Here is a 14,468-nt window from a genome sequence, read left to right on the forward strand (position 1 = left end):
CCCGGAGCCGAAGTGGACCCGGCGAGCCAAGGGATCGACCCGCCATTTGGGCAGCAGGAAAGAGCGCAAAACCAAATTGCCGCCCCAACGGGACGGCAATGTCCTCGGGTAATACCGGGATTTGCTTGGCCGCGTCAAACTGTTCTTTGGCGTCAAGCTGCGAAATCGATTGAGTCTTTCACAACACACCGGCTGGCCATTTGGGGAAAACTTAGGCGCCCCGAGGCGGACTCTTGCGCCGGAATCCGGGGGACGTATAGACTCCGGCCCGATCGGAGGGCGAGTTGCGGCCTTGTTCCTCCTGGTGCGTGCGTAACGCTCGACGACCTCGGTCGACGATGCATTTCCTATTCGACGACAACAGTTTAACCCACTCAGGAGAGGCCATGTCCTGGACAGATGAACGCGTAGAGCAGCTCAGTAAGCTCTGGCTGGAAGGACGCAGCGCGAGCCAGATCGCGGCCGAGCTCGGGCTCGGGGTCACGCGCAACGCGGTGATCGGCAAGGTGCATCGGCTGGGCCTCGCCGGACGCGCCAAGGCAGTGACGGCTCAGCCGGCGGTGGCGGCCGCCCGGATCAAGGCCAAGACCCCGGCCACACCCGTACCCGAGCCCGTGCGGCCGGTCGAGGTGGAAGCCGTCGTGGTGCCGCTGCGGACCGCCGCGACACCGCCGGTGCCGGTGCCGGTCACCGATGTGGGGCTGCCCACCACCGAACGCGTCACCATCATGGACCTCCGGGAAACCAGCTGCCGTTGGCCGATGGGCGACCCGAGCCAGGCGGAGTTCCGCTTCTGCGGCACCAAGACCGGTGTCGGCTCGGGGCCCTATTGCGCCGCCCATGCGCGGCTCGCCTTCCAGCCCACCCAGGAGCGGCGGCGCGAGCGGAACGACCGCTACGCCCGTATCGCCTGACACACGGGGCCGGCGCCTGATCCCGATCACGCACTTCATCGCGATCGACGAGAGCGAGATCGCGGAAAGTTTTATGCGGGCGTCGGGCCCGGGCGGTCAGCACGTCAACACCACGGCGAGCGCGGTGCAGCTGCGCTTCGACGCGCTCGGCTCGCCCAACCTTCCCGATCACCTGAAGGAGCGGCTGCGCGGCCTGGCGGGGCAGCGCATGACGCGGGACGGCGTCGTGGTGATCTCGGCCGACAGTTTTCGGTCGCAGGCCCGCAACCGAGAGGATGCGCTCGACCGCCTCGTGGCCCTGCTCAAGGAGGCGGCGGTGCGCAAGGCGATCCGCCGTCCGACGCGCCCGACGCTCGCATCGCGCAAGCGGCGGCTCGAAGCCAAGGGGCGACGCTCCACCATCAAGGCCGACAGGCGCGCGCCGACCGACTGAGCGGAGCCGAGGCGCGCTTGCCGCAGATTGCGGCCCGCCTGTGGCCAAAGTCTCACAGTGCCGGGCGCCTCGACGCGATAAGGTGCCTCGAGCCTTCACTGGGAAGGCCTCGTTTCGCGCCCTTCATGCCCTTATCGCCCCGCAAGCCTGTTGAGGATCCGGCCATCGATGCCGGTGGGTTCTTGTTGCGCGTCGGCCTAGTGATCCTGGCCATGGCGGTACCGGTCAGCGTGATCCTGTCGCGGCGCGCCTTGTTTTCCCTGGTGCCGATCGGCACCGCCCTGGTGTTGATCGGCGGCCTGATGTTGCCCCACGTGCAGCTGCGTGATCGCCTGCGCCAGATGGGCGCCACCGTGCCGGCCTTGAGCGGCCTCGGCCTTCTCGCCTGGTGCGCCCTGTCGCTCGCCTGGACGCCGTTTCCGGCCGAGGCCGCGGCCCGGCTGTGGAAGACCGGCGGCACCCTGGGCCTCGTGGCTTTGACGGTGGCGTTGCTGCCCGACCGCACCCGCACGTCGAACCTTTACCTGTTTCCCATCGGGCTTGCAGCCGCGGTGGTGGCCACGGTCGCCACGATGGTGCTGTCGCCGCAGCCGCTGCTCGCCATGCAGACCGGCGATTCGACGCCGGAGCGCGCCGCCTTGACGCTCGTGACGCTGGTATGGCCCGTGCTCGGCGCCCTGGCGGTGCGCGACCGTTGGTTCGCGGCCGGCCTGATGGCGATGGCCGTGGCGGTCGCGGCTCTGGCGGCCTGGACCTCGACCGCCCTGGCGGCGCTCGCCGTGGGGGCCCTGACCTTTGCGATCGCGACCTGGAACCCGGCCCGCGTCGCCCGGCTGATGGGCGGCTTCGTGGTGGCGCTGTTTCTGCTGGCCCCCGTGCTGCCGTTCTGCCTGATGAAGCCGCTCGATGCGGCGCTCGGCGCCGGGCTCGGCCTGCGGCTGCCGCCGCTCGTCGAGGTGGCGGCCTCGATCCGCATCTGGGCCGATGTCGTGACGGCGGAGCCGCTGCGGCTCATTACCGGCCATGGCTTCGACATCATGTCGCGCGCCGTATCGAGTGGTTTCATCCCCGGTCCGGCCCCCCACAGCCTCCTGTTCGAGACCTGGTACGAGCTTGGCGTGGTGGGGGCGGTCCTCGCGGCCTGCTTCGTGGCCGGCGCCTTTGCGGCGGTTGGCCGTGCCTCGGCCACGGTGGCGCCGTTCCTGCTGGCCGAACTGGCGGCGGTGTTCACCGTCACGCTGTGGGGCCTCGACACCACCCAGCTCTGGTGGGTGACGTTCCTGGGCGTCGCCACCTTGGCCTTCGTCCACGTCATCCGCGGCCAATACAAGACCGAGCGGCCGACCGCCGCGGTTCTGATCCCCACCCCGGCCCGCTGAGCGGCGCCCGACCATGATGCCCCTGGCCGACCCTGAGGCCGCGTTCGGCTGGCGCACCATCGCGGCGGTGGCCCGCGGAGGCCCGATGCGGCTGCCCGAGACCGCCTGGCAGCGCATCGCGGCGGCGCGTGCCGTGGTGGACGCCATCGTGGCGCGGGGCATCCCGGCCTATGGGGTCAGCACCGGCATCGGCGCCTTTTGCGACACCGTGGTGCCGCCGGCCGAGCAGCGCGCCTTGTCGCGCCACATCGTGCTCAGCCATGCGGTCGGCACCGGGCCGCACCTGCCGGAAGCCGAGACCCGCGCCATCATGGCGGCCGCCGTCGCTAACCTGAGCCATGGCCGCTCGGGCGTGCGGCCGGCCGTCGTGGCGCTGCTGCTTGCGTGTCTCGAGCGGCGCTGCATTCCGGCCGTGCCGCGCCAGGGCTCCGTCGGCTATCTCAGCCACATGGCCCATGTGGCGCTGGCGCTGATCGGCGAGGGCGAAGGTCTCGTCGACGGCGCGCTGCGGCCGGCCCGCGAGGCCCTCGGGCACCACGGCCTGGCACCGCTCGTGCTCGACACCAAGGAAGGCCTCAGCCTCATCAACGGCACGCCCTGCGCCACCGGCCTCGCGGCCCTGGCGCTGGCCCAGGCCGAGCGGCTGTTCGACTGGGCCGATGGGCTGGCGGCGCTGAGCTTCGAAGCGGTCGGCAGCCAGGACAGCGCCTTCGCGGCCGCGCCGATGAACCTGCATGCCTCGCCCGGCCTGAAGGCCACCGCGGCCCGGCTGCGAGGCTATCTCGCCGGAAGCGACCGCGTGGCGGCCGCAAAGGGCCGGCGGCTGCAGGACGCCTTGAGCCTGCGAGCCGTGCCGCACGTGCATGGCGCCGCCCGCGACGCCTTCGCCTATGCGGCCACCGTGGTCGATCGCGAACTGGCCTCGCCCACCGACAACCCGCTGGTCGGCGGCACGCCCGAGGCCCCGGAGGTGTTTTCGACCGCCCATGCGGTCGGGGCCGGCGTGGCGCTCGCCATGGACACGCTCGGCATCGCGGTGGCCGAGGTGGCCGCCATGGCGGAGCGACGGCTCGACCGGCTGCTCAACCCGCTGGTCAGCGGCCTGCCGCCGTTCCTGGCCGGCACCGGCGGCCTGCATTCCGGGCTGATGATCGCCCAATATACGGCCGCCTCGCTGGTGGCCGAGAACCGCCGCCTCGCGGCGCCGGCGAGCCTCGACGGCGGCATCACCTCCGGGCTGCAGGAAGACTACCTCAGCCACGCCACGCCGGCCAGCCTGAAAACCCTGGTGATCCTCGACAACGCCGCCCAGGTGCTCGGCATCGAATGGGTGGTGGCGGCGCAAGCCTCGGACCTTTATCCCGGGCCGCACGCCCGGGGAGCCGGCACCGGGGCGCTGCACGCCCGCCTGCGCGCCCACCTGCCGGTGTTCCGCGACGATCGCCCGCTTGGCCGCGACCTCGAAACTGCGGCGACGATCCTGCGGCGCGAAGACATCGACCCGCCGCCGTGAAGCCAGCCGTCATACGGCTGCAGCAAAGTTTTGCGACACGCGACTCGAACCGAAAGCCGGCTTGAGCGTTGCCACATCAAACCAGAACCTCGGGGCCGGATCGCGTCATGCTTGAACACATCCCCTCCGCCCTTGGGCAGGCGCTCAAGGGGTTTCGTCCCGGGGTGGACAAGCTCACCGTGATGTCGGCGGATTTCGCGGCGGTGCCGGAAACGATCGCTGTCACCAGCACGGCCTTTGCGAACGGCGCGCCGATCCCGTCGCGTTATACCGAGGATGGCGCCAAGGTGTCGCCGCCCCTCGCCTGGTCGGGCATTCCCGACAACACGGCGGCCGTGGTGCTGCTGGTTGAGGATGCCGACAGCCCGACGCTGTCGCCCCTCGTCCATGCGATCGCCTGGAACCTCGCGGCTGCCGACGGCATGCTGGAGGAAGGCATGCTGAAGAGCGAAGGCAGCGGCGGCTGGCCCCAGGCGCTCGGCAAGAACTCGTTTTTCAAGGCCGAGTACCTGCCGCCGGACCCGCCCTCCGGTCACGGTGCCCACCATTACGCCTTCCAGGTCTTCGCGCTCGACAAGGTGCTCGACTTCGAGGACGAGCCCGGCCGCAGTGCCGTGGTGGAAGCCATGAAGGCGCATGTCTTAGCCAAGGGATATCTCATCGGCTTGTACGAACGCAGTTGAGATCCGAGGGAGATCACGCAACAAGGTGCGACCTGAACATGATGGTCAAGGTCAAGGTTGGTGGCGCGAGCTGCCGTGAGGAGGCAGGGGTGGCGCAGGTTTCGGGATGGCGGCGACGATCGGGGTTGGCCGTCCTGGCGGTCGCCATGATGATCTGCGCCCCTGTCACACAAGGGTTCGCGGCCGATGACGGCGGCATCGGCGCCTTTTTCCGCCAACAATTCGGTATCGGCGGCAACGATGCGGCCCCGGCGCCCGAGCCCGCCTATGAGGCCCCGCAGGATCGGCCCGTGATCGTGCGGCGCCGTCATGCCCGCCCGGCCCAGGTTGCCGTGGCCAAGATCGCCGTCGGCCCCGTGGCCCCGGTCTCGATCTTCGACGATCGCACCTTGAAGCGCGGCGATGCGGTGATGACCAAGACCGGTCTCCGGGTTTTCGTCGGCGGCCATGGCGCGCCCTATACCGATGCCGATTTCGCGGCCCTGGACGAAGCTCCGGGTTTGTCGAAGCAGACCGAAAAAGCACTTCTGCTGATCGACCGCGCTCCACGCGGGTAGTTCTTTAATTATTCCAAGTATAGGCGCGGCCTCGATTGAGGGGCGCGCCTTTTTTGTATCTTGAACGGTGGCCAACACGACGCATCCCGGCCTCAATACTGTCATGCTCCTCGTTTATGCGTTCCGCCATGAAGCTTCGGACCTTTCGTCCGCGGCAGAGGCGGCGATCCCGGCTTCCGGCTGCGTCAGGAGATCGGCATGACGAACACCAAGATGGTCACCTGGCACTTCTTTCGGCGGACGGCCGAAGCGGACCTGTGGTGCGCCGTGCCGGCCCATCAGGCCTTGCCGGGTTTCCTGATGTCGGGAGATTGGCACTACACGGCGCACCGCCTCGACCATGGCGCGACGCCGCCGGGTTTCGATTCTCGCGCCGCCGCCGTCGCGGAACGCTTCAACGGCTTCTACCTGTTCCAGCTCGTCGCCGAGCCGCGCGGCCTGACGCTCGCGGCCGCCTGAGGGTCACGGTCTTACCGGGTGTCGTCAGCCGACCGTGACCGTTGCGCTCCCGGGTCGATCACATCCAAATGCGGCGTGACGGGGAGGATCGAGCGTGGGCGGTTGGGAATTCTGGATCGATCGCGGCGGCACCTTCACGGATGTGGTCGGGCGTGACCCCGACGGCCGGCTGCATGCCACGAAGCTGCTGTCCGAGAACCCCGAAGCCTATCCGGATGCGGCCCTGGCCGGCATCCGGGATCTGCTCGGCGTTCCCCGCGAGGCGCCGATCCCGTCAGACCGCATCGACGCCGTCAAGATGGGCACCACGGTCGCCACCAACGCGCTGCTGGAGCGCAAGGGCGACCGGACGCTGTTGCTGACCACCCGCGGCTTCCGCGACGCCCTGGCGATCGGCTATCAGGCCCGCCCGGACATCTTCGCCCAGCGGATCATCAAGCCCGAGCAATTATACGCCCGCGTCGCCGAAGTGACCGAGCGGGTGCGGGCCGACGGCGCGCTCGAACAGACGCTCGACGAAGCCGAGGCCGAAGCCGCGCTGCGGGCCGCCCATGCCGACGGGTTCCGGGCCTGCGCGATCGTGTTCATGCACGGCTATGCCTTTCCGGCCCACGAGGCCGCGGTGGCAGCCCTGGCACGGCGCGTCGGCTTCACCCAGGTGTCGACCTCGCACAGCACGAGCCCGCTGGTGAAGTTCGTCGGACGTGGCGACACCACGGTGGCGGACGCCTATCTGTCGCCCATCCTGCGCCGCTACGTCGACCGGGTCGCGGCCGAACTGAGCGGCCCGACCGAGGCGGGTGGCCGAAACAGCGGCCAGGCGGGCTGCCGGCTGATGTTCATGGCCTCGTCGGGCGGCCTGACCGATGCGGCGCTGTTCCAGGGCCGCGACGCCATCCTGTCGGGCCCAGCCGGTGGCGTGGTGGGCGCCATCCGCACCGCGGCCCTCGCCGGCCTCGACCGGGTGATCGGCTTCGACATGGGCGGCACCTCAACCGACGTGTCGCATTTCGCCGGTACCTATGAGCGCACCGTCGAGGCCGAAGTCGCGGGCGTCCGCATCCGCGCCCCGATGATGCTGATCCACACGGTGGCGGCCGGCGGCGGCTCGATCCTGCATGCGACCGACGGCCGCTTCACGGTCGGGCCCGACTCGGCCGGCGCCAATCCCGGCCCGGCCGCGTATCGCCGCGGCGGCCCGCTGACCGTGACGGACGCCAACGTCATGCTGGGCAAGCTGCAGCCCGAACTGTTCCCCCGCATGTTCGGCCCAAACAGTGACCTGCCCCTCGACCGGGCCGCCGTGGCGCACGGCTTCGCGGCGCTCGCGGCCGGCCATGGCCGATCCGTGGAAGCACTGGCCGACGGCTTCATCCAGATCGCCTGCGCCAACATGGCCAATGCGATCAAGAAGATTTCGGTGCAGCGCGGCTACGACGTCACCGGCTATGCGCTGCAATGCTTCGGCGGCGCCGGCGGCCAGCACGCCTGCCTGGTGGCCGACGCGCTCGGGATGGAAACAGTGCTGCTGCACCCGCTGTCGGGCCTGTTGTCGGCCTATGGCATGGGCTTGGCCGACATCCGGGCCACCCGCCAGGCGACCCTGCAGGTGGCGTTCGAGGCTGCCGCCCTGCCGGCCGTTGCGGCCGGGCTCGACGCCCTCGCGGCCGAGGCCGCGGCGGAGCTCGACCGCCAGGGCGTTCCGGCCGCCGGTCGAACCCTGAGCCGTCTCGTCCACATCCGCTATGCCGGCACCGACACGGCGCTGCCGGTCGACTTCGGCCCGCCCGACGCCATGCGAGCGGCGTTCGAGGCCGCCCATCTGGCACGCTTCGGCTTCAACGATCCGGCAAAAGCACTGCAGGTCGAGATGCTGTTCGTCGAAGCCATGGGCGGCGGCAGCGACGCCGACGAGCCGATTTTTGCCGAGACCGACGCTGTAGCGCCCGAGGCCAGCCGCACCCGGTTCTTCTCGCAAGGCGCCTGGCACGAGGCGCCGGTGTTCCGCCGCGAACACCTCCGTCCCGGCATGCGCCTGCCGGGGCCAGCGCTGCTGGTCGAGCCGCACCAGACGATCGTGGTCGAGCCGGGCTGGAGCGGCCGCATCACGGCCCGCGACCACGTGCTGTTGACGCGGCACATCCCGCGGCCCGACGCGCGGGCGCTCGGCACCGCGGCCGACCCGGTGCTGCTCGAAGTGTTCAACAACCTGTTCATGTCGATCGCCGAACAGATGGGGCTGGTGCTGCAGAACACCGCCGCCTCGGTCAACATCAAGGAACGGCTCGACTTTTCCTGCGCGGTGTTCGACCGGCACGGGGCCCTGGTGGCCAATGCCCCACATATTCCGGTGCATCTCGGCTCGATGGACATGTCGGTGCGCAGCGTCATCGACCGCTTCGGCGGCACGATGCGGCCCGGCGACGTTTACGCCCTCAACGCGCCTTACAACGGCGGCACCCACCTGCCCGACATCACCGTGGTGGCGCCGGTCTTCGATCCGACCGGTGACCTGCAGTTCTTCGTCGCCTCGCGCGGCCACCATGCCGACATCGGCGGCATCGCGCCGGGCTCCATGTCGCCACTCGCCCGCACCATCCACGAGGAAGGCGTCTACATCGACAATTTCGTGCTGGTGGAGGGCGGCCGCTTCCGCGAGGCGGAGGTGCTGGCGTTGTTGACGGGCGGCCCCTACCCGGTCCGCAACCCGGTCCAGAACCTCGCCGACCTGAAGGCCCAGATCGCCGCCAACCAGAAGGGCGTGGCCGAGCTCGCCCGCATGGTGGCGCATTTCGGCCTGCCGACCGTCGAGGCCTATATGGGCCACGTGCAGGACAATGCCGCCGACAGCGTCGCCGCGGCGGTGGCGACGCTGAAGGACGGCCACTTCACCGTGGAGCTCGACCAGGGCAGCGTCGTCAAGGTCGCCATCACGGTCGACCGCGACACCCGCACCGCCACGGTGGACTTCACCGGCACCTCGCCGCAGCGCGACGACAACTTCAACGCGCCCGCCCCCGTCACCCGGGCGGCGGTGTTGTATTGTTTCCGAGTGCTGGTCGAATCCGCCATTCCGATGAACGCCGGCTGCCTCCGGCCGGTGCGCATCGTGGTGCCGGACGGCACGCTGTTGTCGCCGCGCTTCCCCGCCGCCGTGGTGGCCGGCAACGTCGAGGTGAGCCAGGCCGTCACGGATGCCATCTTCGGGGCGCTCGGCCGGCTCGCCAGCGCCCAGGGCACGATGAACAACCTGACCTTCGGCGACAACACCACGCAATATTACGAAACCATCTGCTCCGGCGCCCCCGCGGGCCCGGGGTTCGACGGCGCCGACGCGGTCCACACCCACATGACCAACTCGCGCCTCACCGATCCCGAAATCCTGGAGCTGCGTTATCCCGTGCTGCTCGAGGATTTCCACATCCGCCGCGGCTCGGGCGGCAAGGGCCGCTGGACCGCCGGCGACGGCACCGCCCGCACGATCCGCTTCCTGAAGCCGATGGAATGCGCCGTGTTGTCGGGCGGCCGTCGCGTCGCGCCCTTCGGGCTCGAAGGCGGCGAGCCGGGCCAATGCGGCGCCAATCGGGTGCGCCGCCTCGACGGCAGCACGGAAACGCTGCCGGGCTGCGCCCAGACGCGTCTTGCGGCCGGCGAGGCCATCACCATCATAACGCCGACGGGCGGCGGCTTCGGGGCTGCTTAAGTCGTGGCGGCGCGCTGCAGCTTGAAGCCGAGGTGTGACCGCACGGCCGGCCATTCGGCCGCCACGATGCTGTAGACGCAGGTGTCGCGCAAAGCCCCGTCGGGGCCGCGCTGATGACACCGCAGGATGCCGTCGAGCTTGGCGCCGAGCCGCTCGATGGCCCGGCGGCTTTGGTGGTTCAGGAAATGCGTGCGCAGCTCCACCGCCAGGCAGCCGAACGTTTCGAAGGCGTGGCGGAGCAGCAGCAGCTTGGCCTCGGTGTTGAGCGGGCCGCGCTGCGCCGCCTGGGCGACCCAGGTGGAGCCGATCTCGACACGCGGCCCCACGGCATCGATGTTCATGAAGGTCGTCATGCCGACGACGCGTCCGCTCGGGCGGGCCACCACCGTGAAGGGCAGCATGGTGCCGGCCGCCTGCAACGCCAGGCGCCGGTCGATTTCGGCCCGCATGGTGTCGGGCGACGGGATCGCGGTGTACCACAGCCGCCAAAGCTCGCCGTCCCGCACGGCCTCCACCAGGGCGTCGTGATCCGCCACCGCCAGGGGCCGCAAACTGACATGCGCGCCGTCGAGCGCGAAGGGCTCTGAAAGGCGCGGCGGCACACCTGCCATGTTGGTTTTCCCCTGATGCGGTCCGGCCGCGCTTGTTAGACGGTTGGGCACACCCTTGTCGACGCCCGATGGTGGCCCGATCGGATGAAGTGGGTTCCACCTCATCCTGACAGCCTCCAGCGCCGGAGTTCCGATGCTTGCCACCACCCTGGTCGTCCTGCCGGTCTTCGCGCTGATCTTCGCGGGCTGGCTGGTGCGCCGCCTCGGCGTGCTGGGGCCGCAGGCCACGGGCGAGTTGAACCGTTTCGTGGTCTATCTCGCGCTGCCGGCCCTGTTGTTCGACATCACGGCCAATGCCAAGCTGGCGGACCTGTGGCAGCCCGGTTTCATCGCGGCCTTCGGGTTCGGCTGCGGCGCCACCTTCGCGCTGACGCTCGCCTGGCGCTGGCGGCGCCCACGCCCCCTCGCGGACGCCACCCTCGACGCCCTCAACGCCGCTTATGCCAATACGGGCTTCGTCGGCTTCCCGCTGGCGCTCGCGGCGCTGGGCCCCACGGCCCTGCCGCCGACCTTGATCGCCACCATCCTGACGGTCTGCGTGCTGTTCGCGGTCGCCATCGTGTTGATCGAGGTGGGGCTGCAGACGGAAGCCCATCCGGCGCGTCTCGCCGCCAAGGTGGCGCGTTCGCTCGGCCGCAATCCCCTGCTGGTGGCGCCCGTGCTGGGCGCGCTGGTGCCGCTGGCGGGCCTCGGCGTGCCGGCGAGCGCCGAACAGTTTTTGAAGCTGCTCGGCGGCGCCGCCTCGCCTTGCGCCCTGGTGGCGCTCGGGCTGTTTCTGGCCGAGCCGCGCCCGTCGCAGCCCGGCACGGCGGGCGGCACGGCCGGGCTGGTCGGCCTGAAGCTGCTGGCGCAGCCGGTTCTCACCTATGGCTGCGCCCGCGTCCTCGCCCTGCCCGCACCCCTCACCCATGCGGCGGTGTTGTTGGCGGCGCTGCCGACCGGCACGGGGCCCTTCATGCTGGCCGAGTTCTACCGGCGCGAGGCGGCCGTCACGGCGCGGGTCATCCTGGCCTCGACGCTATTGTCGGTGTTCACGGTCGCGGCCTATCTGGCGCTGATCGGCTGAACCCGTCAGGCGAGGCCCGACACCCAGTACAGCGTCGCCGCCACCAGGGCCGCGGCCGGCATGGTGACCACCCAGGCCACCACGATGCCCTGCGCCACGTTCCAGCGCACCGCCGACACACGCCGGGCGGCCCCGACCCCGATGATGGCCCCGGTGATCGTGTGGGTGGTGGAAACCGGGATGCCGCCGAGCGTCGCCAGAAACAACGTCACGGCGCCGCCCGTCTCGGCGCAGAAGCCCTGCATCGGCGTCAGCCGGGTGATCTTCGATCCCATCGTGTGGACGATGCGCCAGCCGCCCAGCAGGGTGCCGAGCGCCATAGCGGACTGGCACGACAACACGACCCAGAGCGGCACGTGAAAGCCGCCGTGCTCCACCCCGTGCGCGAACAAGAGGGCCGCGATCACCCCCATGGTCTTTTGCGCGTCGTTGCCGCCATGGCCGAGGCTGTAGAGCGAGGCGGAAAAGAACTGCGCCACCCGGAACACCCGGTCGACGCGACCGGGTGTCGACCGCACGAAGCCCCAGGACACGGCCAGCACAAGCAACAGCGCCAGGGCGAAGCCGAGCGCCGGCGACAGCACGATGGCCGCCACGGTCTTGCCGACGCCGCCCCACACCACGGCCGCGAGGCCGCCCTTGGCGATGCCGGCCCCGAGCAGCCCACCGATCAGCGCATGGGATGAACTCGACGGGATGCCGAGCCGCCAAGTGACGAGGTTCCACACGATGGCGCCGCCGAGCGCCCCGAAGATCACCCGGTCGTCGATGACGTCGACCGCCACGATGCCCGAGCCGACCGTGCCGGCGACGTGCAGGCCGAACACCAGGAAGGCCACGAAGTTGAAGAACGCAGCCCATAAGACCGCGTAGCGGGGCGACAGCACCCGGGTCGACACGATGGTGGCGATGGAATTGGCGGAATCGTGCAGCCCGTTGAGGAAGTCGAACACGAGCGCGACGCCGATCAGCGCGACCACAAGCGGCATGCTGGCGAGGAGCGACATCGGCGCCTACAGGTGCTCGACCAGGATGCTGCTGATCTGGTTGGCCACATCCTCGAAGCGGTCCATCACCTTTTCGAGGTGGCCGAGGACCTCCTGGCCGACGATAAAGCGCATCGGCGCCTCGCCCGAGGCGACGAACAAGGCTTTCAGGCCGCCGTTGTGAACGTCGTCGGCACGCCCCTCGAGCTCGATCACCCGTTCGGTCAACCCGTTCAGCCGGGTGGCGTTCTGTCCGATCGACCGCAACAGCGGCACGGCTTCGCGCGTCACCGTCGCGGCTTCCAGAATGATGGTGCCCATCTCCCGCATGGCGGGATCGAACGTGGTCACCTCGAACAGTTGCACCGCCTTGGCGGTCTTCTGCATCTGGTCGATGCCGTCGTCGAGCGCCGTGACGAGCGCCTGGATGTCGCCCCGGTCGAAGGGCGTGATAAAGGTGCGGCGCACCGCCAACAGGGTTTCGCGCGTGATGTCGTCGGCCCTGGTCTCGTGCAGGGCGATGTCGCGACAGGCCGCCGGCACGCTGTCGCGGCCCGACAGCAGCCGGTCGAGCGCCTCGGCGCCATCCACCAGCGTCTGGGCATGGCGCTCGAACAGCCCGAAGAAGCGATCTTCCTTCGGCATCAGCGCCCGAAACCAGCCCAGCATCGGCTTCTCTCCCGCCCCGTCCTGCCGGGCCAGTAGCATGTCATCGTTCCGTCACAAAGCGCGGTGGGGAGGGCCGCCGCCGGCCCGCCACCCGTTTGCACGTGACACCCGTGCCGGGCGCTTGGTACAGCTTGACCCAACGAGCCCCGCCGCACGGGGCACACGAGGCCGGATAGGCCGCCAGGGAGTTGTCGATGGCCGAACCGCTGCAGGATGCGGGCGCACGCTCAAAGGTCGGGACAGTGTTCCGCGTCGCGAGCGGCAACTTTCTCGAGATGTTCGACTTCTTTCTCTACGGCTTCTACGCCAAGAACATCGCGGCCGCCTTCTTCCCCTCCACCGACGAATTTGCCTCCCTGATGTCCACCCTGGTGGTGTTCGGGGCCGGCTTCCTGGTGCGGCCCATCGGGGCACTGGTGCTGGGCAGCTACATCGACCGCATCGGCCGCCGCCGCGGGCTGATCCTGACGCTCGGCATCATGGCGTCGGGCACGGTGTTGATCGCCTTTGTGCCGCCTTATGCGAGCATCGGCGTCTGGGCGCCGGCCCTGGTGCTGCTCGGCCGCCTGTTGCAGGGTTTTTCGGCCGGCGTCGAGCTTGGTGGCGTGTCGGTCTACCTGAGCGAGTTGGCGACGCCGCGCCACAAAGGCTTCACCGTGTCCTGGCAGTCGGGCTCGCAGCAGGTGGCCACCATCGTGGCCGGGCTCATCGGCTATGGGCTGGCGCAGTCGCTCGCCCCGGCCGACATCGCCAGCTGGGGCTGGCGCATTCCGTTCGTGATCGGCTGCCTGATCGTGCCGTTCTTGTTCGTGATCCGGCGCAGCCTGCCCGAGACCGCGGCCTTTGCGGCCCGCACCCACCACCCGACCACGGGCGAGATCATGCGCACGCTCGGGGCCAACTGGCGCATCGTGCTGGCCGGCATGGCGCTGGTGCTGATGACCACCGTGTCGTTCTATCTCATCACCGCCTACACCCCGACCTTCGGCGAGCGCGAGTTGAAGCTGACGCGGTCGGACGCCCTGATCGTCACCTGCTGCGTCGGCCTTTCGAACCTGATCTGGCTGCCCATCTGGGGCGCGATCTCGGACCGCATCGGCCGCAGCCCGATCCTGTTCGGCAGCACCATCCTGACAATCCTCACCGCCTATCCGGCGCTGCATTGGCTGGTGCAGGCGCCAAGCTTCTCCCGCATGCTGGGCGTCGAATTGTGGCTGTCATTCCTTTACGCCAGCTACAACGGCGCCATGGTGGTGGCCCTGACCGAGGTGGTGCCGCCGAGCGTCCGGGCTTCCGGGTTCTCGCTCGCCTACAGCCTCGCCACCACGCTCGGCGGCTTCTCGCTCGCCATCTCGACCTGGCTGATCCAGGTCACGGGCGACGTGGCGGCGCCGGGGATCTGGATGTCGGCCGCGGCCCTGTGCGGCCTCGCGGCGGCCTGGGTGCTGTATCGGCCCGGCGGGCTCGCGGGCCAGCCGGCCCGGGAAGCCCGCCC

Annotated in this window: 13 protein-coding genes; 10 read left to right on the forward strand and 3 right to left on the reverse strand. The window is 69.8% G+C overall.

Going from position 1 to position 14,468, the window contains the following annotated elements:
- Positions 1–386: 386 nt before the first annotated feature.
- The 8 genes from P7D22_RS15035 to P7D22_RS15070 all read left to right on the forward strand — a co-directional run bounded on the left by P7D22_RS15035 (position 387) and on the right by P7D22_RS15070 (position 9,641).
- Positions 387–914, forward strand: a complete 528-nt coding sequence (locus P7D22_RS15035) for a GcrA family cell cycle regulator (RefSeq protein WP_319935063.1) — start codon at positions 387–389, stop codon at positions 912–914.
- 16 nt (positions 915–930) lie between these two features.
- A complete protein-coding gene (gene arfB, locus P7D22_RS15040; RefSeq protein ID WP_319935074.1) occupies positions 931–1,347 on the forward strand; it encodes an alternative ribosome rescue aminoacyl-tRNA hydrolase ArfB in 417 nt (138 codons plus the stop codon).
- A 125-nt stretch (positions 1,348–1,472) separates the two neighbouring features.
- Positions 1,473–2,726: a peptide ABC transporter permease gene (locus P7D22_RS15045; protein WP_319935064.1), complete on the forward strand. Its 1,254-nt coding sequence runs from the start codon at positions 1,473–1,475 to the stop codon at positions 2,724–2,726.
- Between the two features lie 13 nt (positions 2,727–2,739).
- Positions 2,740–4,239 carry an HAL/PAL/TAL family ammonia-lyase gene (locus P7D22_RS15050; RefSeq protein WP_319935065.1) on the forward strand — a complete coding sequence of 500 codons (1,500 nt, stop codon included), beginning with the start codon at positions 2,740–2,742 and terminating at the stop codon, positions 4,237–4,239.
- 107 nt (positions 4,240–4,346) lie between these two features.
- Entirely contained in the window at positions 4,347–4,922 is a 576-nt protein-coding gene (locus P7D22_RS15055; protein WP_319935067.1) for a YbhB/YbcL family Raf kinase inhibitor-like protein, read from the forward strand.
- A 38-nt stretch (positions 4,923–4,960) separates the two neighbouring features.
- On the forward strand, positions 4,961–5,479 hold the full coding sequence (locus P7D22_RS15060; protein ID WP_319935068.1) for a hypothetical protein: 519 nt from the start codon (positions 4,961–4,963) through the stop codon (positions 5,477–5,479).
- A 198-nt stretch (positions 5,480–5,677) separates the two neighbouring features.
- Positions 5,678–5,938 (forward strand): hypothetical protein, encoded by a 261-nt coding sequence (locus P7D22_RS15065; protein WP_319935069.1) that lies wholly within the window; start codon positions 5,678–5,680, stop codon positions 5,936–5,938.
- 94 nt (positions 5,939–6,032) lie between these two features.
- The gene (locus P7D22_RS15070; RefSeq protein ID WP_319935070.1) at positions 6,033–9,641 is read left to right on the forward strand and encodes a hydantoinase B/oxoprolinase family protein; all 3,609 of its coding nucleotides are present in this window, start codon (positions 6,033–6,035) and stop codon (positions 9,639–9,641) included.
- Here P7D22_RS15070 and P7D22_RS15075 read toward each other — a convergent pair.
- Positions 9,638–10,252: a GNAT family N-acetyltransferase gene (locus tag P7D22_RS15075; RefSeq protein ID WP_319935071.1), complete on the reverse strand. Its 615-nt coding sequence runs from the start codon at positions 10,250–10,252 to the stop codon at positions 9,638–9,640. The two genes, P7D22_RS15070 and P7D22_RS15075, sit on opposite strands and share 4 nt — an antisense overlap.
- Before the next feature lie 133 nt (positions 10,253–10,385).
- Here P7D22_RS15075 and P7D22_RS15080 point away from each other — a divergent pair, with 133 nt between their 5' ends.
- Complete coding sequence (locus P7D22_RS15080) at positions 10,386–11,318, forward strand: AEC family transporter (RefSeq protein WP_319935072.1); 933 nt, start codon at positions 10,386–10,388, stop codon at positions 11,316–11,318.
- Positions 11,319–11,323: 5 nt separating this feature from the next.
- Here P7D22_RS15080 and P7D22_RS15085 read toward each other — a convergent pair whose 3' ends face one another.
- Both P7D22_RS15085 and P7D22_RS15090 read right to left on the reverse strand, forming a co-directional pair.
- Positions 11,324–12,307, reverse strand: coding sequence for an inorganic phosphate transporter (locus tag P7D22_RS15085; RefSeq protein WP_319935075.1), 984 nt, complete (start codon positions 12,305–12,307; stop codon positions 11,324–11,326).
- Between the two features lie 24 nt (positions 12,308–12,331).
- Entirely contained in the window at positions 12,332–12,973 is a 642-nt protein-coding gene (locus P7D22_RS15090) for a DUF47 domain-containing protein (RefSeq protein ID WP_319935076.1), read from the reverse strand.
- A gap of 194 nt (positions 12,974–13,167) precedes the next feature.
- Between P7D22_RS15090 and P7D22_RS15095 the strand changes: the two genes are divergently transcribed.
- Positions 13,168–14,468, forward strand: a 1,301-nt coding sequence (locus tag P7D22_RS15095) for an MFS transporter (RefSeq protein WP_319935073.1), incomplete at its 3' end; no start/stop codon positions are given.

This window comes from Lichenihabitans sp. Uapishka_5, from assembly GCF_033947565.1.
Lineage (GTDB): Bacteria > Pseudomonadota > Alphaproteobacteria > Rhizobiales > Beijerinckiaceae > Lichenihabitans.

Excerpts from the sequence above, each read along its gene's own strand:
- P7D22_RS15035 (WP_319935063.1), top strand. The coding sequence starts at position 387 with ATGTCCTGGACAGATGAACGCGTAGAGCAGCTCAGTAAGCTCTGGCTG.
- P7D22_RS15045 (WP_319935064.1), top strand. The coding sequence starts at position 1,473 with ATGCCCTTATCGCCCCGCAAGCCTGTTGAGGATCCGGCCATCGATGCC.
- P7D22_RS15050 (WP_319935065.1), top strand. The coding sequence starts at position 2,740 with ATGATGCCCCTGGCCGACCCTGAGGCCGCGTTCGGCTGGCGCACCATC.
- P7D22_RS15055 (WP_319935067.1), top strand. The coding sequence starts at position 4,347 with ATGCTTGAACACATCCCCTCCGCCCTTGGGCAGGCGCTCAAGGGGTTT.
- P7D22_RS15060 (WP_319935068.1), top strand. The coding sequence starts at position 4,961 with ATGATGGTCAAGGTCAAGGTTGGTGGCGCGAGCTGCCGTGAGGAGGCA.
- P7D22_RS15065 (WP_319935069.1), top strand. The coding sequence starts at position 5,678 with ATGACGAACACCAAGATGGTCACCTGGCACTTCTTTCGGCGGACGGCC.
- P7D22_RS15075 (WP_319935071.1), bottom strand. The coding sequence starts at position 10,252 with ATGGCAGGTGTGCCGCCGCGCCTTTCAGAGCCCTTCGCGCTCGACGGC.
- P7D22_RS15080 (WP_319935072.1), top strand. The coding sequence starts at position 10,386 with ATGCTTGCCACCACCCTGGTCGTCCTGCCGGTCTTCGCGCTGATCTTC.
- P7D22_RS15085 (WP_319935075.1), bottom strand. The coding sequence starts at position 12,307 with ATGCCGCTTGTGGTCGCGCTGATCGGCGTCGCGCTCGTGTTCGACTTC.
- P7D22_RS15090 (WP_319935076.1), bottom strand. The coding sequence starts at position 12,973 with ATGCTGGGCTGGTTTCGGGCGCTGATGCCGAAGGAAGATCGCTTCTTC.